The 19,396-nt window shown below is 68.5% G+C and carries 14 protein-coding genes; 11 read left to right on the forward strand and 3 right to left on the reverse strand.

Features of this window, described 5'->3' with window-relative positions; translation table 11 throughout:
* Window positions 1–16: 16 nt before the first annotated feature.
* The 9 genes from DES44_RS18340 (at window position 17) to DES44_RS18380 (ending at window position 11,585) form a co-directional block, all read left to right on the forward strand.
* Complete coding sequence (locus tag DES44_RS18340; protein WP_058933367.1) at window positions 17–1,027, forward strand: ABC transporter permease; 1,011 nt, start codon at window positions 17–19, stop codon at window positions 1,025–1,027.
* The gene (locus DES44_RS18345) at window positions 1,024–1,932 is read left to right on the forward strand and encodes an ABC transporter permease subunit (RefSeq protein WP_058933366.1); all 909 of its coding nucleotides are present in this window, start codon (window positions 1,024–1,026) and stop codon (window positions 1,930–1,932) included. Before DES44_RS18340 ends, DES44_RS18345 begins: the two co-directional genes overlap by 4 nt.
* Window positions 1,932–2,897: an ABC transporter ATP-binding protein gene (locus tag DES44_RS18350; RefSeq protein ID WP_058933365.1), complete on the forward strand. Its 966-nt coding sequence runs from the start codon at window positions 1,932–1,934 to the stop codon at window positions 2,895–2,897. The genes DES44_RS18345 and DES44_RS18350 overlap by 1 nt, the downstream gene beginning before the upstream one ends.
* Window positions 2,894–3,853, forward strand: a complete 960-nt coding sequence (locus tag DES44_RS18355) for a dipeptide ABC transporter ATP-binding protein (RefSeq protein ID WP_058933364.1) — start codon at window positions 2,894–2,896, stop codon at window positions 3,851–3,853. Before DES44_RS18350 ends, DES44_RS18355 begins: the two co-directional genes overlap by 4 nt.
* Before the next feature lie 423 nt (window positions 3,854–4,276).
* The gene (locus DES44_RS18360; RefSeq protein WP_058933363.1) at window positions 4,277–5,821 is read left to right on the forward strand and encodes an ABC transporter substrate-binding protein; all 1,545 of its coding nucleotides are present in this window, start codon (window positions 4,277–4,279) and stop codon (window positions 5,819–5,821) included.
* Window positions 5,822–5,827: 6 nt separating this feature from the next.
* Complete coding sequence (locus DES44_RS18365; protein WP_058933362.1) at window positions 5,828–6,727, forward strand: LysR family transcriptional regulator; 900 nt, start codon at window positions 5,828–5,830, stop codon at window positions 6,725–6,727.
* Window positions 6,728–6,739: 12 nt separating this feature from the next.
* On the forward strand, window positions 6,740–7,360 hold the full coding sequence (locus DES44_RS18370) for a M15 family metallopeptidase (protein ID WP_058933361.1): 621 nt from the start codon (window positions 6,740–6,742) through the stop codon (window positions 7,358–7,360).
* Window positions 7,361–7,383: 23 nt separating this feature from the next.
* Window positions 7,384–8,535 carry a S66 peptidase family protein gene (locus DES44_RS18375; RefSeq protein WP_198164876.1) on the forward strand — a complete coding sequence of 384 codons (1,152 nt, stop codon included), beginning with the start codon at window positions 7,384–7,386 and terminating at the stop codon, window positions 8,533–8,535.
* Between the two features lie 125 nt (window positions 8,536–8,660).
* Window positions 8,661–11,585, forward strand: a complete 2,925-nt coding sequence (locus DES44_RS18380) for a DUF3857 domain-containing transglutaminase family protein (RefSeq protein WP_058933359.1) — start codon at window positions 8,661–8,663, stop codon at window positions 11,583–11,585.
* A gap of 52 nt (window positions 11,586–11,637) precedes the next feature.
* Here the strand turns inward: DES44_RS18380 and dacB are convergent, their stop codons facing one another.
* On the reverse strand, window positions 11,638–13,344 hold the full coding sequence (gene dacB, locus DES44_RS18385; protein ID WP_083525220.1) for a D-alanyl-D-alanine carboxypeptidase/D-alanyl-D-alanine endopeptidase: 1,707 nt from the start codon (window positions 13,342–13,344) through the stop codon (window positions 11,638–11,640).
* Between the two features lie 247 nt (window positions 13,345–13,591).
* On the opposite strand from dacB, the gene DES44_RS18390 reads away from it, so the two are divergent.
* Together DES44_RS18390 and DES44_RS18395 are read left to right on the forward strand one after the other, a co-directional pair.
* A complete protein-coding gene (locus DES44_RS18390) occupies window positions 13,592–16,402 on the forward strand; it encodes a TonB-dependent receptor (RefSeq protein WP_232309902.1) in 2,811 nt (936 codons plus the stop codon).
* Window positions 16,403–16,447: 45 nt separating this feature from the next.
* The gene (locus DES44_RS18395; RefSeq protein ID WP_058933355.1) at window positions 16,448–17,872 is read left to right on the forward strand and encodes an MFS transporter; all 1,425 of its coding nucleotides are present in this window, start codon (window positions 16,448–16,450) and stop codon (window positions 17,870–17,872) included.
* A gap of 9 nt (window positions 17,873–17,881) precedes the next feature.
* On the opposite strand, the gene DES44_RS18400 is transcribed toward DES44_RS18395, so the two are convergent.
* Both DES44_RS18400 and DES44_RS18405 read right to left on the reverse strand, forming a co-directional pair.
* On the reverse strand, window positions 17,882–18,112 hold the full coding sequence (locus DES44_RS18400; RefSeq protein ID WP_083525977.1) for a hypothetical protein: 231 nt from the start codon (window positions 18,110–18,112) through the stop codon (window positions 17,882–17,884).
* A 13-nt stretch (window positions 18,113–18,125) separates the two neighbouring features.
* Window positions 18,126–19,217 (reverse strand): S1 family peptidase, encoded by a 1,092-nt coding sequence (locus tag DES44_RS18405; RefSeq protein WP_232309901.1) that lies wholly within the window; start codon window positions 19,215–19,217, stop codon window positions 18,126–18,128.
* Window positions 19,218–19,396 lie beyond the last annotated feature (179 nt).

A 19,396-nucleotide genomic window follows, 5' to 3' on the forward strand; every position in this document is an offset into this window, starting at 1 on the left:
CCGGACCCCGACCGCCTTGTTCCAATTCCTGCTCAAGCGCCTGGCCACGCTGCTGCCGACCCTGATCGGCGTGACGCTGGTGGCCTTCGGACTCATCCGCCTGGTGCCCGGCGACCCGGTCGCCATCATGATGGGCGAGCGCTCGCTGGATGCGGACACCCACGCCCGGATGATGCACGAGCTGGGGCTGGACCAGCCGCTGTGGCGCCAGTACCTGGACTACGTCACCGGCCTGCTGCACGGCGACCTGGGCCAGTCGCTGGTCTCGCGTGAGCCGGTGTCGCGCGAGTTCCTGGCGCTCTTCCCGGCCACGGCGGAGCTGGCGCTGGTGGCGCTGCTGGTGGCCATCGTCATCGGGCTGAGCCTGGGCATGGCTGCCGCGCTGCGGCGCGGTTCCTGGCTGGACCAGGGCGTGATGGGCCTGGCGACGGTCGGCTACTCCATGCCGGTCTTCTGGTGGGGGCTGATCCTGATCATGACCTTCTCGGTCGGGCTGGGCTGGACGCCGGTGTCCGGCCGCGTGGCGGTGGAATACGACGTGCAGCGCGTGACCGGCTTCATGCTGATCGATGCGGCGCTGCATCCCGAGCCCGGCGCCTGGTGGTCCGCGCTGCGTCACCTGCTGCTGCCGGCCGCCGTGCTGGCCACCTCCAATGCGGCGGTGATTGCCCGCATGACCCGCTCCAGCCTGCTGGAAGTGCTGCGGGAGGACTACATGCGCAGCGCCCGCGCGCGCGGCCTGCCCCCGGCCCGGGTGGTGCTGGTGCACGGCCTTCGCAATGCGCTGATTCCGGTCATCACGGTGATCGGGCTGAAGGTGGGCAGCCTGCTGGCGGGCGCGGTGCTCACGGAAACCATCTTCTCCTGGCCGGGCATCGGCAAGTGGCTGATCGATGCCATCGCCCGCCGCGACTATCCGGTGGTGCAGGCCGGCATCCTGATTTCCGCGTGCTGCTTCATCCTCATCAATCTGGTGGTGGACCTGCTGTATGGCGTGGTGAATCCGCGCATCCGGGGGGGACGATGAGCCTTGCGCCCGTGCCGCTGGACGGCCCCGTGCCCTCGCCGCCCGGCCCCTGGCGGGAAGCGACCCTGGCCTTTGCCGCCAACCGCGGCGCGCTGGTGGCCTTGATCGTGTTCCTGCTGATGGCCATCGCCGCCTTGCTGGCGCCGTGGGTCGCGCCGCATGACCCGTTGCATCAGTACCGCATGCAGATGCTGCTCCCGCCCGTCTGGCTGGACGGCGGACAGTGGCAGTTTCCGCTGGGCACCGATGAAGTGGGCCGCGACCTGCTGAGCCGCCTGCTGCACGGCGGACGGGTCTCCCTGGGCATCGGCCTGGCGTCGGTGCTGATGTCGGTGATTCCCGGCGTGCTGCTGGGCCTGCTGGCGGCGTTTCATCCGCGCTTCTTGTCGCCGGCGGTCATGCGGGTCATGGACGTGATGCTGGCCCTGCCCGGGCTGCTGCTGGCCATCTGCGTCATCACCGTGCTGGGCCCGGGCCTGCTGAACACCGTCATTGCGATTGCCATCGGCAGCCTGCCGGAATATGTGCGGCTGACCCGCGCCGCCGCCCTGGCGGAACTGGGCAAGGACTACGTGACCGCCAGCCGCCTGGCCGGTGCCTCCACGCTGCGGCTGATGCTGTCGGCGGTGCTGCCCAATTGCCTGGCGCCGCTGATCGTGCAGGCCTCGCTGGGTTTTTCCAGCGCCATCCTGGAGGCGGCCGGCCTGGGCTTCCTCGGTCTGGGCGTGCAGGCGCCGACCCCGGAATGGGGCACCATGCTGTCGTCCGCGCGGGACTACATCGTGCGGGCGCCCTGGGTGGTGACCCTGCCGGGCCTGGCCATCCTGGCGTCGGTGCTGAGTGTCAACCTGATTGGCGACGGCCTGCGGGACGCGCTCGATCCTCGACTCAAGCGGGTGGGCTGATGCTGGAGATCTCGCAACTGCATGTGAGCTTTGGCGGCGTCACCGCGGTGGACGGCGTGGACCTCAGCGTCGGGGACGCGGAGGTGCTGGGCATCGTCGGTGAATCCGGCTCCGGCAAGTCGGTGGCGATGATGGCCCTGATGGGGCTGGTGGACGCACCGGGCCAGGTCCGCGCCGCCGCCTTGCGCTTTGACGGCCAGGACCTGATGACGATGTCGCCCGCGCAGCGTCGCCAGTGCATCGGCCGGGACATGGCGATGGTGTTCCAGGATGCGCTGGCCAGCCTGAACCCCAGCTACACCATCGGTTTCCAGATCGAAGAGGTGCTGCGCCATCACCTGGGCCTGCGCGGACGGGCGGCGCGGGAGCGGGCACTGGCGCTGCTGCGCCAGGTCGAGATCCCGGACCCGGAGCGCCGGCTGCAGGCCTATCCGCATGAGCTGTCCGGCGGCATGAACCAGCGGGTGATGATTGCCCTGGCGATTGCCTGCGGCCCGCGCCTGCTGATCGCCGATGAGCCCACCACCGCCCTGGACGTGACCATCCAGGCCCAGGTGATGGCGCTGCTGCTGCGACTGCAGCGCGAGCACGGCATGGCGCTGGTGATGATCACGCATGACCTGGCCGTGGTGGCGGAAATGGCGCATCGGGTGGCCGTGATGTATGCCGGCCAGGTGGTGGAGACCGGCCCGCTGCCGCAGGTCTTCGACCAGCCTCGACATCCCTACACCGCCGCGCTGCTGGCCGCCATTCCCGAGCACAGCCAGGGCGCGCGGCGCCTGCCGGCCTTGCCCGGCATGGTGCCGGCGGCGGGAGACCGTCCGGCCGGCTGCCTGTTCGCGCCGCGTTGTCCGCAGGTGCAGGCGCGCTGCCGCACCGAGCGTCCGGCGCTGGAAGCCGGGGTGCGCTGCTTCTTCCCATTGGGCCGCGCTGCGGTGGACACCCGGTCCGAGGAGGCCCCATGACGGCCCTCCTGCGCGCCGAAGGCCTGACGCGGCACTACACCGTCAGCCAGGGCTGGTTCCAACCCAAAGCCACCGTGCGGGCGCTGGAGGGCGTGAGCTTTGAACTGCAGGCTGGGCGCACGCTCGCTGTCGTCGGTGAATCGGGCTGCGGGAAGTCCACCCTCGCACGCGCGCTGACGCTGATCGAGACCCCCACCGCCGGCCGTCTGTTCATCCAGGGCCAGGATGTGGCCGGCCCCCGGTCCCGGGACCAGCGGCAGGCGCTGCGCCGCCAGGTGCAGATGGTCTTTCAGAATCCGTATGCCGCGCTGAATCCGCGCAAGACGATTGCGGCGACCCTGGCCGAACCGCTGGTGATCAACACCCGGCTCACCGCCGCCGAACGCCGCGAACGGGTGGAGGCGCTGGCGCAGCAGGTAGGCCTGCGGCCCGAGCATCTGCGCCGGTATCCCCACATGTTCAGCGGCGGCCAGCGCCAGCGCATCGCCATTGCGCGGGCCATGATGCTGCAGCCCGGCATCGTGGTGGCGGATGAGCCCACGTCGGCGCTGGACCTCTCCATCCAGGCGCAGATCCTCAACCTCTTCATGGACCTGCAGGAGCGCCACGGCACGGGGTATGTGTTCATCTCCCACAACCTGTCGGTGGTGGAGCATGTGGCCGACGAGGTGATGGTGATGTATTTGGGCCGCGTCGTGGAGCAAGGCCCGCGGGAGCGGCTGTTTGCGCAGCCGCTGCATCCCTACACCCAGGCGCTGATCAGCGCCACGCCGTCGCTGCGGGCGGCGGACCGCCGGGTGCGGATTCCCATCCACGGAGAACTGCCCTCGCCGCTGCGGCCGCCCAGCGGCTGTGCCTTCCATCAACGCTGCCCGCGGGCGGTGGCGCGCTGTGCGGAGGTCCGGCCCGAGTTGCGCACGGTGGAGGGCCGGCTCGTCGCATGCGACGTGCTTTGAGGCTGCCAGGGGCCAGACGGCGCTGACCAGCCGTGCACAGGCTCGTGCGCGCTCGTGCCCACTTGCTGCGCCCAGTTGCTGCGCCCACTCGTGCGCTCACCGCGCCGCGCGGCGTTCCCCGCCGCATAACCCGGTGTTATGGTTAAACCGTGCCATTTCAGTTGTGACGGGCACGCGCCCGTTCCAACAATGGCGCGCCGCCTGCCGCCTTCCATGCACCTGCTTCATCGCCGTCCGCGCCGTCCGCGTCTTGCTCAGCCCCGTGATCCTCATCCGGCTCCCACGCCGGAGGTGCGCCCGCCTGTGCTGCCGAGACTGAATCGGCCGGTCCAGCGTCAAGGGCTGCGGGATCGAGGCTGGATCGCAGCTGGACTAAATCGCTGCGCCGCACCGCTACTGGGGTGGACGCTGGCGTTTGCGGGGATGCCTGCGCAAGCGGCAGCGCCCACCGACAAACCGCTGATCTACTGCACCGACGCCAGCCCGGAAGGCTTTGATCCGGGGTTATGGGATTCGGCCAGCACCAACAACGTCAACAACCAGATCTTCCAGGGCCTGGTGCGTTTCGAGCGCGGCGGCACCGCGCTGCAACCGGCGCTGGCCACCCGCTGGGAGATCAGCCCGGACGCGCGCGTTTTCACCTTCCACCTGCGCCCCGGGGTGCACTTCCACCAGCGCCCCTGGTTCACGCCCAGCCGCGACCTCAATGCGGACGACGTGATGTTCACCTTCGGCCGCTTCCTGAACCCGGACCATCCGTTCAACAAGGCCTTCCCCGCCACCTTCATCTACCCGCAGAACCTGGGCCTGGCCAAGGCCGTGGCGTCGCTGGAAAAGCTGGACGCCATGACTGTGCGCTTCACACTGCACCAGCCCAACGTCACCTTCCTGAGCTACTTCGCGATGGCCTTTGCCGGCATCCAGTCGGCGGAATACGGCGCACAGTTGCTGCGCGACGGCCAGCCGGGCCAGATCAACCGGCTGCCGGTGGGCACTGGCCCCTATCGCTTCCGCAGCTATGCCAAGGACGATGTGGTCCGCCTGGAGGCCAATCCCGACTACTGGGGCACGCCGCAGAAAACCCAGCGACTGATCTTCACCATCAGCCGTGAAGCGGCGGTGCGGGTGCAAAAGCTGCTGGCGGGGGAATGCCAGATCACCTCCCCGCTGCGGGACATCGACGTGGCCGCCCTGGACCGGCATGCCGACCGCATCCGGCTGATGAAGATCCAGGCCCTGAACATCTCCTACCTGTCCTTCAACCTGCGCAAGCCACCGACAGACAACCGGCTGGTGCGGGAGGCGCTGGACATCGCCGTCGACCGGGACGCCATCTTCCGCGCCCTGTTCCCGCGCGGGGATGCGATGCAGGCGGTCAATCCGTTCCCACCGGCCATCCCCGGCTACAACACGCGACTGCGCAACGAATACAACCCCGCCCGGGCCCGCGAGCTGTTGCGGCAGGCGGGATATCCAGACGGGCTGGACATCGACCTGTGGGCCCTGCCGGTCACCCGCCCCACCAATCCCAACGGGCAGCTGATGGCCCAGCTGATTCAGCAGGACTGGGCCCGGATCGGCGTGCGGGCACAGATCCGGACCTACGAATGGGGCGAGTACCTCAAGCGCGCCAATGCCGGTGAGCATTCGGTCTACATGAGTGGCTGGGCCGGGGAAAGCGGGGATGCGGACGACTTCCTCTCCCCCAACCTCAGCTGCGCCACCAACAAGACCGGCGTGAAATTCTGCAATGCCGAGTTCGAGCGTCTGATCGACACGGCCCGTGCCACGCCCGACGCCGCGCGGCGGATCGCGCTGTACGAGCAGGCGCAGGAGATCTTCAAACGGGAGCGCCCCTGGATCACCATGGCGCATTCCACGGTCTACATCCCCACCAGCCTGGACCTGCGAGGCTTTCGCATGCAGCCCAACGGCGGGGTGATGTTCGAGAACGTCTACCGAGAGTAAGCCACCATGCGGCTGCGCCATATCGAGGTCTTCCACGCCATCATGCAGGCGGGCACCATCAGCGGGGCGGCCCAGTTGCTGCACATCTCCCAGCCGGCGGTGACCAAGGTGCTGCAGCACTGCGAACTGCAGCTGGGCATGCCGCTGTTCGACCGGGTGCGCGGCAAGCTCTATCCGACGCCGGAGGCGCAGCGCTTGTTCGTGGAGATCGACAAGCTCAACCGCGACCTGGTCTCCATCCGTCGCCTGGCCGCCAACCTGCGCGCCGGAGAGTCGGAATCGCTGCGGCTGATGGCCACGCCGGCGCTGGGCGTGACGGTCATCCCCGCCGCCATGACCCACTGGGCCCGTGCTTTCCCGCGCAGCCGCTGCCACCTCAGCACCCATCACACGCGGGAGATCGTCTCGGCGCTGCTGCTGGGCGAGGCGGACCTGGCCTTGAGCCTGCACGACCCGCGGCATCCCGGCATCAAGACCGAGGTGCTGGCGGCCGGTGAGCTGATGGCGCTGTGCCCGCTGAGCAGCCCCGAGGCGCAGGGCGACGGGCCGCTGCCGCTGGCGGACATCGAGTCCGAGCTCATCGCTATGGCGGAGGACGACCCGCTCGGGCAGATGCTGCACCACGCGGGCGAGGCGCTGGGCCAGCATCTGGACAGCCGCATCACCGTGCAGACCTATCAGCTGGCCCGGTCGCTGGTGGAAGCGGGCGTGGGCATGACGGTGGTGGACCCATTCACCGCCGCCGCCGCCGACCGCAGCCGGGTGCGCGTGCGGCCGCTGGCGCCGACCATGTCGGTACAGCTCTACCTGCTGACCTCGGCGAGCGCGCCGCTGGCGCAGGCGGCGCGGCGGCTGGTCGCCTATCTGCGCGATGCCGCCCGCAGCAACCTGGACAGCCTGTCGTGATCAAGGACGCCCATGAACGCCGCTGAACGCACCATCGCCTGTGAGGACATCGCCAGCCACCCGGCGTTTCAGCCGCTGCTGTCCGTGCCGGGTGTCGCGGTGGACCTGCGGTATGCAACGCCGGACAACTTCGTGGGCCGGGCGGTCTACGGCGGCCTGGATTGCGCCTATCTGCGCCGCGAGGCGGCCGAGGCCCTGGCCCGCGCCGCCGACTGGCTGGCCCGCCACCACAGCGGCGTGCAACTGGTGGTGCTGGATGCGCTGCGCCCACAGCGGGTGCAGGAGGCCTTGTGGGCGGAGCTCGAAGGCACGCCGCTGACCCAGTACCTGGCGCATCCGGCGCGCCGGTCCATTCACTCCTTCGGCATGGCGGTGGATGTGACGCTGCTGGATGCCCAGGGCCGGGAACTAGACATGGGCACCGGCTTTGACGAGATGACGCCGGCGTCCCATCCAGAATTCGAGGCCGAGCAACTGGCCCAGGGCGGCCTGACGGCGGCGCAGCTGACGCATCGCGGCTGGCTGCGTGCGGCCATGCGGTTTGCCGGCTTCCAGACGATTTCGACCGAGTGGTGGCATTTCGATTTCGGCGACCGGGAATGGGTGCGCCGCACCTTGCCGCTGGTGATCTGAACCCCGTCTTTCCAGGAGACTGCATGACATCCTCCCGCCGACAGATTCTGCGCACGGCCCTGGCGGCCAGCGGGGCCGGGCTTGGGGCCAGTGTTGGCGCGTTGACGGCCTCGAGCAGCGCCTTTGCTGCGGCCGGCACTGGCGCCCCTACGGCGTCCCCTATGGCGTCCCCTGCAGCGGCCTCAGCGGCGACCCCTTCCCGCCTCCCGGTGCCCACCGACATCCCGCCGACCTTGCGCGCCCGGCGGCTGCAACCCGGCGACACCATCGGCCTGGTCAGTCCCGCCAATGCGACCTATGAGCGCGAGCCGCTGACCATCGCGGTCGAGTCGCTGCAGGCGATGGGTTTCAAGGTCAAGCTGGGCCCGCATGTGCAGGCTCGCTACGGACAGTTTGGCGGCACCGATGCCCAGCGCGCGGGGGACATCAACGATTTCTTCGCGGACGACTCGGTGGCGGGCATCCTCGCCCTGAGCGGCGGCTCGGGCTGCAACCGCATCGTGGACAAGCTCAACTACGCGCTCATCCGCCGCAAGCCCAAGTTCTTCGGCGGCTTTTCCGACCTCACCAGCCTGGTCAACGCCATCCATCGGCAGACCGGCCTCATCACCTTCCACAGCCCGGTGGCGAGTTCGGAGTGGAACGAGTTCTCGCTGCAGCACTTCAAGGCGGTGGTGATGGACGCCGCGCCGGACGTGCTGCGCAACGTCAGCGACAAGGGCGACAACCTGGTGCAGACCGAGGACCGCATCACCACCGTGCGGCCCGGCGTAGCGCAGGGCCGGCTGATCGGCGGCAACCTGACGGTGCTGGCCTCGCTGGCGGGCTCGCCCTTCTTCCCGGACTGCCGGGGCGCGCTGCTGTTCCTGGAGGACACCAACGAGTACATCTATCGCCTCGACCGCTGCCTCTCGACGCTGCGGCTGGCGGGCGCGCTGGACCAGCTGGCGGGCGTGGTGCTGGGCAAGTTCACCCGCTGCGGCCCCGGCGAGGGTTACGGCACACTCACCCTGGACGAAGTCTTCGACGACTATTTCCTGCCACTGAATGTGCCGGTCTATCGCGGCGCCATGATCGGCCACATCCGGCGCAAGTTCACCGTGCCGGTGGGGCAGATGGCCGAGATCGATTCACAGGCCGGCACGGTCCGGTTGCTGTCCTCAGCGGTCCGTTGACCGCAGGAGCCGCTGCGCGCGGCTCCGATCCCGTGAGGTTTTGCCGCCAGCTCCCTCTTCCGGGTGGGCCTCCCGCCCAGGTCTCTGCCGAGCCGACCGCTAGCATGCGGCTTCGGGAGAGAGTCATGACACAACACAAGACGGGCTGGCGCCGCGCCCTGGCGTCATCCACCGTGGCCGCTTCGTTGGCGGTGAAGACGGCACTGGCGCTGATGGGCGGATCGATGCTGACCGGGATGGCCCTGGCCGCCCCACAGGACCCGCAGGCCGGCCGCGAGCCGTCGCGCCTGGGCGGCGCCCTCCAGGGCGATGCCAATGCCCGAAGCGCCCCCATGCCCGCCATGACGCCACTGCCCGCCTGGGTGACGCCCCTGGACCCGGCGCTGGACAAGTTGCTGCCCGAGGATTCACGAGGCGTGGACTACCTGCTGGTGGACCAGCAGACCCGCGTCACGGCCAGCGACCGCTTCAACTATCGTCACCGGGTCGATCGCATCCGGAACGAGCGCGGCCTGGACAGCAGCGGCCAGATCGAGGTGAGCTTCAACCCGGCCTACCAGAGCGTGCAGATCCACCAGTTGCGGATCCATCGCCAGGGACGGGTCCTGCCCTGGCAGCAGCATGCTCGGGCGCGCTGGCTGGACCGCGAGACCCAGTTGGAGAAGGGGGTCTATGACGGCACGCGGACGCTGCTGCTGACGCTCGATGACCTGCGCGTGGGCGACGTGCTGGAGTACGCCTACACGGTGCGAGGCAGTAACCCGGTGTTTGGACAGCGGCAGTTTGGGGGCACGGAGCTGCAATACGGGGTGCAGGTCGGCCAGCAATTCGGACGGCTGCTGATGCCCGGCGGGCGCGACCCCAAATTCCAGGCCTCGGCGGGTGTGACCGTCCAGCGTCGCCTGCTGCCGGGCGGCGAGCAGGAGTGGCAGTGGGACCTGAAGGACTTCCCGGCCCTGCAACAGGACAGCGGCACCCCCTCCTGGTTCAACCCCTACGCCCGTTTGACCTGGTCGGAATTCGAGGACTGGGGCGCCGTGGCGCGTTGGGCCTCGCCCCTGTATGAGCTGCCGTTAACGCCAGCCGCCTCGGTGCAGCAGGTGCTGAACGACCTCAAGCAGCAGTACCCCACGCCGGACGCCCAGATCGCCGGCGCCCTGCGCCTGGTGCAGGAGCAGGTGCGTTATCTGTCGGTCGCCATCGGCGCCGGGTCGCATGCGCCGCGTCGGCCGGAGCAGGTGCTGGCCCAACGGTTTGGCGACTGCAAGGACAAGTCGCTGCTGACCGTGGCACTGCTGCGCGGGCTTGGCGTCCGGGCCTGGGTGGCCTTCGTCAATACCGAACTGCGCGATCGCCTCGATGGTGTGCTGCCGTCCGCTGGCGCCTTTGACCATGCCATCGTGCTGGCCGAGTGGAACGGGCAGCGCTACTGGCTGGACCCGACCCGGCCGCCGCAGAGCGGCACCCTCCAGCAACTGGTGCAGGCCAATTTCGGTCAGGCGCTGGTGGTGGGCCGCGGCACGACCGGTCTGGTCCGGATCCCGACCGCACCGTCCGCCGTGGACCGCCGGGAGATCCATGCCCGCTTCGATCTGCGCCAGGGCTCCGGTGACACCCTCTACGAGGTGACGACGCGCTATTTCGGCGCCGCCGCCGAAGACATGCGCCAGCAGTTCGGATCCGGCGACAGCCGGCTGGAGCGGCTGCAAAAGCTCTATCTGGGCTACTACGCCCGATCGTTCCAGGGCATCCAGGTCGCCGCGCCGCTGGAGTGGCGGGATGATGCACAGGAGAACGTGCTCACCGTCGTCGAGCACTACCGGATGGCGTCCTTGTGGCGCCGCGGCAGGACCGGGGTCACGGAAGCGGCCCTGTCCACGCCCGAAATGGATGCCTTGCTGCAACGGCCGGACCTGTCGCAGCGGGAGCATCCGCTCGCCCGGAAACACCCCCTTCGCCTGGACATGACGGTGGAGGCCCAGCTTCCATCGGAATGGTCTCCGCTGGACCGGGACGCCGGCCAGATGCAGGTGGACGACGAGCAGTTCAGCTTCAAGCGCGGTTACCAGCGGCAGGGGCGCACGATCACATTGCGGCAGCAGTACGCCAGCCTGTCGGATCACGTGCCGGCCGAGCGCATGTCCGAATACCTCGACCACCTCAAGCGAGCCGACGAATGGTCTGGTTATCTGGTGAAGTGGGGCAAGAACGGCGGTCCCGTGGAAGAGAGCCCCGCGGCCACGCCTGGGACGTCCAGCGGCCGCGCCAACACCACGACGGCCCTGGCCTTGCTGGCGGTCGGTGTGCTGGTGGGCCTGCTGCGTCCGCTGCGTCCGCTGGCGGTCAGACTGAAACTGCGTCACGAACGGCATCCGCCGCCGAATGCCGGCCCGGAGCACGGGCGGCCGATGCGCGGCGCGGTAGGCACGGTGTCCTGCATCCCACCCCCGCGGGGGCAGGAGTTGGCCTTGCGCGCCACGGAGAAGGTGGACGGCCCCGGCCGCGATGGCTGGCGCACCTGGCTGCAGGTGTGGGTGGGCAGCGCGCTCTTGATGCTGGGGGCGTGCTTGCTGCTGATGTGGCAGGTGTGCCGGATCGAGGGCGACAAGGTGCTGCTGCAGCTGGCGCACTGGGTGTACGGGCTGGGGGCCATTGCGCTGGGCGCCTGGGTGGTGCGCAGCCTGGAGCCCTGGGCCGCGCAGCAGATCGGCCAGTGGCAATGGGGGCGGATGGGCGGTCGTGCTTATCGGGCCTGGTTGTGGCGCATCGGGGCGACCGACGAGTTCCCGGGAGACGCCGATCAGGACGAGCCAGGTTCCGCTGAAGCGGCGTCGAATGCCGACGTGGCGGGTGCCCGGGGTGAACGCAGTCGGACGGAAACTCCTGGGCAGACGCCTTCGCGGGACGCCTCCCAGACGCCTGGGCACGCGGCGATGAACGCGGCGATGAACGCGGAGACGCACGCGGCGATGAACGCGCCCTCGCGCGCGCCCTTGCACGCAGCGTCGCAAGCAAGCGACCAGGAAGCAAAACTGCCCGCAGACGCTTGAGCGGGGCGCACTGGCAGGGCGGCCTGGACCTAGGCGCGCCTACCGGTGACGATCATTGCGCCGCCACCCAGCTCACCAGCGCATCCAGCGTGGGTCGCGCGGCAGCCGCACGCTCATCATTGACCACGGCCACCACCACCCACAGCCGCCCGGAGGCATCCGGCACATAACCGGCCAGGGCGACCACATCCCGCAGCGTGCCGGTTTTCATCCGGGCGCGGCCTTCCGCGGGCGTGCCCTTGAAGCGACGGGCCAGCGTGCCATCCACCCCGGCCACCGGCAGCGTGGCCAGCAGCTCCGGGCCGTGTGGCCCCTGCTGCACCGCCGCCAGCATGCGGGCCATCTTTGCAGCGCTGATGCGCTCGATGCGGGAGAGTCCGGCGCCGTTTTCCAGCACCACGTCCGAGGGGTCCACGCCCACCGTGCGGAGCCAGTCCTTCACCGCTCGCTGGGCCGCGGGCAGGGTGTCCTCGCCCGGCTGCGCGACGGCGGCGCCCAGCCGCTGGAAGATCAGGCGCGTGGTCGCGTTGTCCGACGCCTTGAGCACCGGGCGCAGCAGCTCGGCCAATGGGCGGTCCTGGTGCCGCACCAGCACACGGGTCAGCGCGGGCGCCTGGCCTTCGCGGATGTCACCGGACAGCGTACCGCCGAGGGAAGTCCACAACTGGCGGATCGCTTGAGCGGTGAGCCATTGACGGTCCACCACGTTGAGGGATTGGCGCACCTGGCAGTCGCGCGGGAAGCTGCCGCGCAGCACCAGGCGAGCGCCGGTTGCAGGCGGCTGCGCACCGCGCTGCGGCTGGAACTCCGGAAGCTGCCAGTGATCGTCCCAGTCCTTGCAGGGGACGTCTACCAGGCCCAGTTGAGCGGCATCGATGTCCAGGCCGCCGAACATCGGGAATGGGCGCACTTGTACGCCTTGAACGCCTTGGATGCCCTGCCCATTTGGTGCGGGTGGTGCGGGTGGTGCGGGTGGTGCGGGTGGTGCGGGTGGCGCGGGTGGCGCGGCGGGCTGCAGGGGCCGACTCTGCCCATCGGTGGCCAGATCGAAGCTGAGCAGGCTGCCGTTGAGGTTGAGCGCGTCCGGGATCACGTTGTAGGGGAACTCGGGCTGCTCGTCGAACGCGGGGGCGCCCAGCTCCGGACGAGCGGGACGGAACATCGTGCGGTCCACCACCACGCCGCCGTCCAGGGCGAAGACGCCCTGTCGCTCACGCAGTTCGCGCAGCATCAGCCACAAGGCGGACCAGTCCAGGTCGGCATCGGCCCCGCCTTTGAGGTAGAGGGGTGTTCGCAGATGACCGTCCGGGGCTGGGGGCGTTGGGGCGGCGGATGGGTCGCCCTCGACCAGGAGTTCCGTGCGACCGCGGCTGTTGGGCCCCAGGCGATCCAGGGCGGCCGCGGCGGTCAGCAGCTTCATGGTGGACGCCCCCTGCATCGGCCGGTCGCCATTCAGGCGCAGGCCCCGCGCGGGCGGGGTTGGCACCAGACTCTGCACCGAGTTCAGCGACGGATTCAGCGCGCCATTCACCGCGGTATCCAGTGGATAAGCCACCACCGCCAGCGAACTCAGCGGCACCCCGGTGGCTGCATGCACGGCCGCCACCGAAGCGGGCAATTCGCCGGCCGGCACCGCCGCACATCCGGCCAGCACCATGGCGGCCAGGGTGGCCAGCGCGGACCGCGCCATGCGTGCGGATCCGCAGGCGTTCGGGGTGGGCGCGGACAGCGGCCGCACGGTCGGTCGAAGAGCTTGCATCCCCCGGACTGTATCGGCCCTCCGCCTTCACATTCCGTCCGGTTATACACAGACGACAAGCATTCATCGTGGCGTACACAACAAACTCGTGACGGTCCTATGTCAGTGGGGCGACGGTGTGCTTGATCATGCATTCAGCTCGCAAGCCAGAACGGCGGGTGGCCCGGGCCGGCCACACCGCCACGTCGTGGACGGCGACAGGGGTCTGAGGACCGCTGGCGCTGACATCGTTGACCAGGAGAAAGTCGTGAAACTCAAGCCGCTCGCTCGTTGCCTCATCGTCGTGGGTCTGGGGGCCCATGCCGCCACCTGGGCCCAGGAGGCCCAGAAAATCGAGCGTGTGGAGATCACCGGCTCCAGCATCAAGCGGCTCAAGGATGAAGGGGCCCTGCCGGTGCAGGTGATCACCGACAAGGAACTCGCCCGCAAGGGCATCACCAGCGCCGAGCAGATGCTGCGGCAGCTGGGCGTCAACGGCACCGGCGCCGACAACGCCACCTCCAACAACAACGTCTTCGGGGCGGACACCGACCGCCTCACCGGCGGCACCGCCAATGCCAACCTGCGTGGCCTGGGCCCGGGCAGCACGCTGGTGCTGCTCAATGGCCGCCGCGTCTCCACCTCCGGCATGAGCGGCGGTGCGGTGGACCTGAACGCCATTCCCATGGCCGCCATCCAGCGCGTGGAAATCCTCAAGGACGGCGCCTCGGCCATCTACGGCACCGATGCGGTGGGCGGCGTCATCAACTTCATCCTCAAGCGCGACTACCAGGGCGCCAGCATCAGCCTGGATGCGTCCACGCCGTTTGAATCCGGCGGCGGTCAGCAGCGCAAGGCGTCCATCACCGGAGGCTGGGGCTCGCTGGAGCGAGACGGCTACAACATGATGGTGAGCCTGAGCCTGACGGACAACTCCATCCTGCGCGGTGCGGACCGGGACTGGGCCACCGGTTTCAATCCGGCGCTGGGCCTGTCGCCCAACTCCTCCAGCAGCCCGTTTGCCAACATCATCAACGGCACCGGAACGGCACTGGGGAGCGGCTCGACCGTGACGGGCAGCGGTGATGCGGTGAAGTACACCCGCATCAACCTGCTGAGCCTGCAGGGCGCCTGCGACCAGGTCACGGACGGCGTGCAGTTCCAGCCCGGCCTGTGGACGCCCGCTTCCGCCAGCGCGGCGACCAAGGCGTCCAACTATGCCGGCGGCCGTTATCTGTGCAACACCGACTACGGCAGCCAGTTCATGCTGGCCGCCCCCCGCAAGGCTGAAAACCTGGTGGGCCGCACCACCTTCAAGATCAGCGACAGCACCGAAGCCTTCCTGGAGATCACCGCCTCCCGCAACCGGGTCAAGGCCGAACTGACACCCGCGCAGTTCAGCACCTCCGCCAGCACCGGCACGCTGTATCCGGTCAATGGCCCCTACTACCTCAACCTCAAGAACTACGGCGTCAACGACTTCGACCCGACCAAGCCCATCGCCTACCGCTGGCGGGCGCAGGACTTCGGCAACCGGGTGATCGAGAACGTGGACGAGAACTCGCGCCTGCTGGCCGGGCTGGAGGGCGACATCGGCGCCTACAGCTACAAGCTGGGAGCGTCCATCGCCGGGGCCAAGGGGTATTCCAACCTGATCGACGGTTATGTCTACACCGCCCCGCTGGTGAGCGCGCTGAATCAGGGCCTGATCAACCCGTTTGTGATGCCGGGGCAGACCCAGAGCAAGCAAGCCATGGACCTGATCGAATCGATGAAGGCCCGCGGCCGCCTGCAGGGTGGGGAGACCACGCTGCAGCAGCTGGACGGCTCCATCAGCGGTGACCTGTTCCGCCTGCCCGCGGGCATGATGCAGTTCGCCACCGGATTCGACCTGCGTCACGAAACCTATGAATTCGCGCCGGACGCCAATGGCTTCAACTGCACCTCGTCGCTGAGCACCGGTGCGCGGGACGTGCTGCTGTGCCCGGGCAACACGGCCGTGCCCAAGGTGTCTCGCAACATCGGTGCGGTCTATGGGGAACTGGCCGTGCCGGTGATCCAAGGCCTGGACCTGCAGCTGGCCCTGCGGCATGACCAGTACAGCAAGATCGGCGGCACCACCAATCCGAAGGTGGGCTTCCGCTGGCAGCCGGCGCAGATGGTGCTGTTCCGCGGCTCCTACAACACCGGGTTCAAGGCGCCGAGCTTCCAGCAGCTGAGCCCCAACGTCGCCCCGCGGGACTACACCGGCACCTGGAGCGACCCGGTGCGTTGCCCGACGGACCCGACGCAGTGCTCGATCATCGGCCTGGACTACACCGACAGCGGCAATCCCAACCTGAAGCCGGAGAAGTCCAAGCAGGGCACGCTGGGCGTGGTGGTGTCACCGTTCGCGAATTTCAATGCGTTTGCCGACTACTGGCGCGTGGATCTGGACCAGCGCATTCGCAAGCTGACGGTGGGGGATGTGCTCAACAACTATGCGCTGTTCTCCGACCGCATCCAGCGCGATGCCAATGGCAATGCCACCCTGGTGCAGGCAGGCTGGATCAACGCGGCGGACAGCACCACACGCGGCATCGACTGGGGACTGAGCTACCAGTTCAAGCATTCGACGGGCACCTGGCTGGCCAACGTCAATGGCACGCACATGCTGCAGGCCAAGGAGCGCACGATCTATGGTCAGCCGCTGGTGGACTACGTGGGCAAATTCACCACCCGCACCCTCTACCTGCGGGACAAGCTCAATGCCGACCTGACCTGGTCCCGGGACGCCTGGAGCGCGACGCTCAGCACCATCTACAAGTCCGGCTATCTGGACCAGGACATGAGCGCCAAGGGCGTGCTGCCGGCCACGGCCAACACGCGGGTGGCGAGCTACACGACATTTGATCTGTTCGGCACCTACAGCGGCTTCAAGAACACGACGCTGACGGTGGGCATCCGCAACCTGCTGGACCGCAACCCGCCGTTCACCCACCACGACGTGGACGATGTGGCCGGCGCCGGCTGGGATCCGCGCGTGGCCGACCCGTATGGACGGACCCTGGCGGTGTCGGTGAAGTACGACTTCAAGTGATCGTCAGCAGGCGCCATACGGCATGCGATTTGCCGTCGGCGTTGCATGACGCAAGCGACTCTCGATATTGCCAATCGGCTCGATCGTCTTCCCTGGTCACGCTGGCACTGGCGGGTGGTGCTCGCCCTCGGTGTGGCATGGGTGCTGGACGGGCTGGAAGTGACGCTGGTGGGCTCCGTCGGCGCCGCGCTGGAGCGCCCCGACACCTTGGGGCTCACCGGGGTGCAGGTCGGCTGGGCCGGGTCCCTGTACCTGGCAGGCGCCATCGTGGGCGCGCTGGCCTTCGGCCGCATGACCGATCGGCTGGGACGCAAGAAGCTCTTCATGGTGACCCTGGCCGTCTATGCCCTGGCCACCTTCGCCACGGCCTTCGCCACCGATTTCAGCTTCTTTGCGCTGTGCCGCTTCGTCACCGGCATCGGCATCGGCGGTGAGTACGCGGCCATCAATTCCGCCATCGACGAACTGGTGCCCGCTCGCGTTCGGGGACGCGTCAACCTGGCCATCAACGGCAGTTTCTGGCTGGGTGCGGCCCTGGGAGCCGGGTCCAGCCTGATCCTGCTCCACCCCGATGTCCTGGGCCCGGTGACCGGCTGGCGAGTCGGCTTTGGCATGGGCGCCGTCCTGGCAGTGGCCATGGTGCTGGTGCGTCGCCAAGTGCCGGAGAGCCCCCGTTGGCTGCTGCTCCACGGACGCCATGAGGAGGCGGAACGCATCCTGCAGGCGATCGAAGCAGACGTCGCGGCGCAGCACGGCAGCTTGCCGCCCATGCCGGCGGGCCGCAAGGAACACGCCCGCATGTCCATGCCGTCCCTGAAGGAGGTGATGCATGTGCTGCTGAAGCGCTACCGCACACGCAGCGGGGTCGCACTGGCCCTGATGCTGGCCCAGGCCTTCTTCTACAACGCCATCTTCTTCACCTATGCCCTGGTGCTCACCCGCTTTTATGGGGTGCAGGACACGCGGGTGGCGCTCTACATCTTCCCGTTCGCGCTCGGCAATGTGCTGGGCCCGCTGCTGCTGGGTCCGCTGTTTGACCGGGTGGGGCGTCGCCGCATGATCGCCCTCACCTACGGCTTGGCGGGGGTGGGCCTGGCAGCCACCGGCGTCGCCTTCGTGGCCGGCATGCTGGACGCGTTTTCGCAGGCGCTGTGCTGGTCCGCAGTGTTCTTCTTTGCGTCCGCGGCGGCAAGCTCGGCCTATCTCACCGTCAGCGAAGTGTTCCCGCTGGAGATGCGTGCGATGGTCATCGCGCTCTTCTACGCCGTGGGCACTGGCGCGGGAGGTTTCGCCGCGCCGCTGCTGTTCGGATGGCTGGTGGACAGCGGCTCACGTGAAGCCGTGGCCGGCGGGTATGCACTGGGCGCCGTTCTGGTCATTGCAGCGGGCTTACTGGCGCTGCGCTTTGGGGTGGATGCCGAAGGTCGGTCCCTGGAAGAGATCGCGCCCTCGTCCCCGGCGTCTGCTTGAGACAGGCGCTCAGGGCCCGCCCAGACTCGACCGCATCTGGTTGCAGACGTTCTCGCCGGTGGTCGTCAGCCGCAGGCCACCGCCGTTCCACTCCAGCCAGTGCAGGGCCACGTAGTCGTCGATGTCGTCGCTGGCGATCTTGCTGGCCAGTCGTCGGTTGAGCAGATCGACGGTTTCCAGAATTCGCTCGCGCAGTTCCGGGCGCCGGGAGGCGAGCGCGGTCGGTGTCATTGAAATCATGCAGTTCTCCAGTTCAGGCAAAACCTGGGTTCAGGTCCGACGGCCGCCCTTGTGGGGGCTCCTCCGTCAGCACCATCAGCACATCGGCATACCAGGCGCAGTTCAGGCCCAGTGACTCGTCGAGCTGGCTGTCCCGATTGGCCATGTCCATGCGACTGGCATGGATGCCGAGAAGTCGCCAGCGCTGCCCCGTCGCGCCCCAGTCCCTGGCGATCGCCAGGACGGGAGAGCCGCTGCAGCCGCGGTGCATGCGTGCATCGGTCAGGAAGTAGCCGGCCCCCTGGAAGCGCACGCCGTACGCGGACGCCACCGAGGCCTGGCGCACCACCGGCAGGTGGTGAAGCGTGTCGAAGAAGCCCAGTGGGAAACCGGGGATGACCAGTCGGTCCCCCACCTCCACACCAAACGAGGGCTCCGGGAGGTCCGCCGCGGTGAAGGCCCGCACGAGCGCACCATCGGGCATCGCCGACGGTTCCAGCGCAAGCGCGGCCACATCCACCGGCCCGCCACTGTCCTGCGCCTGGATCCATTCGGCCTTGCCCTGGCGATAAAGCAGCGCAGACAGGGTGCCGATGCGCGTTAGGTCCTGAGCATCCGTATGCACCTCGATCTCGATGCGGTCGGGCGCATGGCCGGTGGCGGCGTCGAAGAGCACGTGGCGACTGGTGATCAGATAAAGGCGCCCGTCGCGCTCGAAGAAGAAGCCGCTGGCCGCTGTCAGCGAGATCGAGCCATTGAAGGTCAACACGCGGGTGACGCCGAAGAGGGCTTGATCCTGTGCCGGCTCGCGGAAGGTGGAAGCGAATGCGGGTTCGACCAGCCGCGGAACATCCGTCTGCTGCGCGAGGTGACCTCGTGACCAGGCGTCGCGCCGATCCGACCAGGTTCTGGAACTCTCGCCGGTGGCATCGGGCTGATTGGCGGCCTCGAGCATCGGATTGGTCAGCGCATGCTCGCCGCGAGCGGCTGCCTTGGCGCCCTGCCGCTGGAGCTCGGCATGTTCACCGGCCATGGCAGGTCGGCCACGAGGCCTGCCGGGTGGCTCGGCCAGCGTCAACGGCGCTCGGGTTTCTTCATCGGGGGGCGGGGGGCGGTCGGACGTCAAGGAACACCTCATCAAGAGGACTTGTCCCGTCAGGGGCGACGCTTCCGCCGGTGGCGCTTCAAGCAAGGAAGACAAGGGGGCGGTCTTGGATCGAGCGTGCCCCGAGAGTCTTCTAATGTACCGGTGCCCACCGCTGCACAGGGTGCTTTGTGAAGGCTTTACATGGCTTCAATGGCTTC

The sequence above is a fragment of the Roseateles depolymerans genome, from assembly GCF_003387155.1.
GTDB classification, from domain to species: domain Bacteria; phylum Pseudomonadota; class Gammaproteobacteria; order Burkholderiales; family Burkholderiaceae_C; genus Roseateles; species Roseateles depolymerans.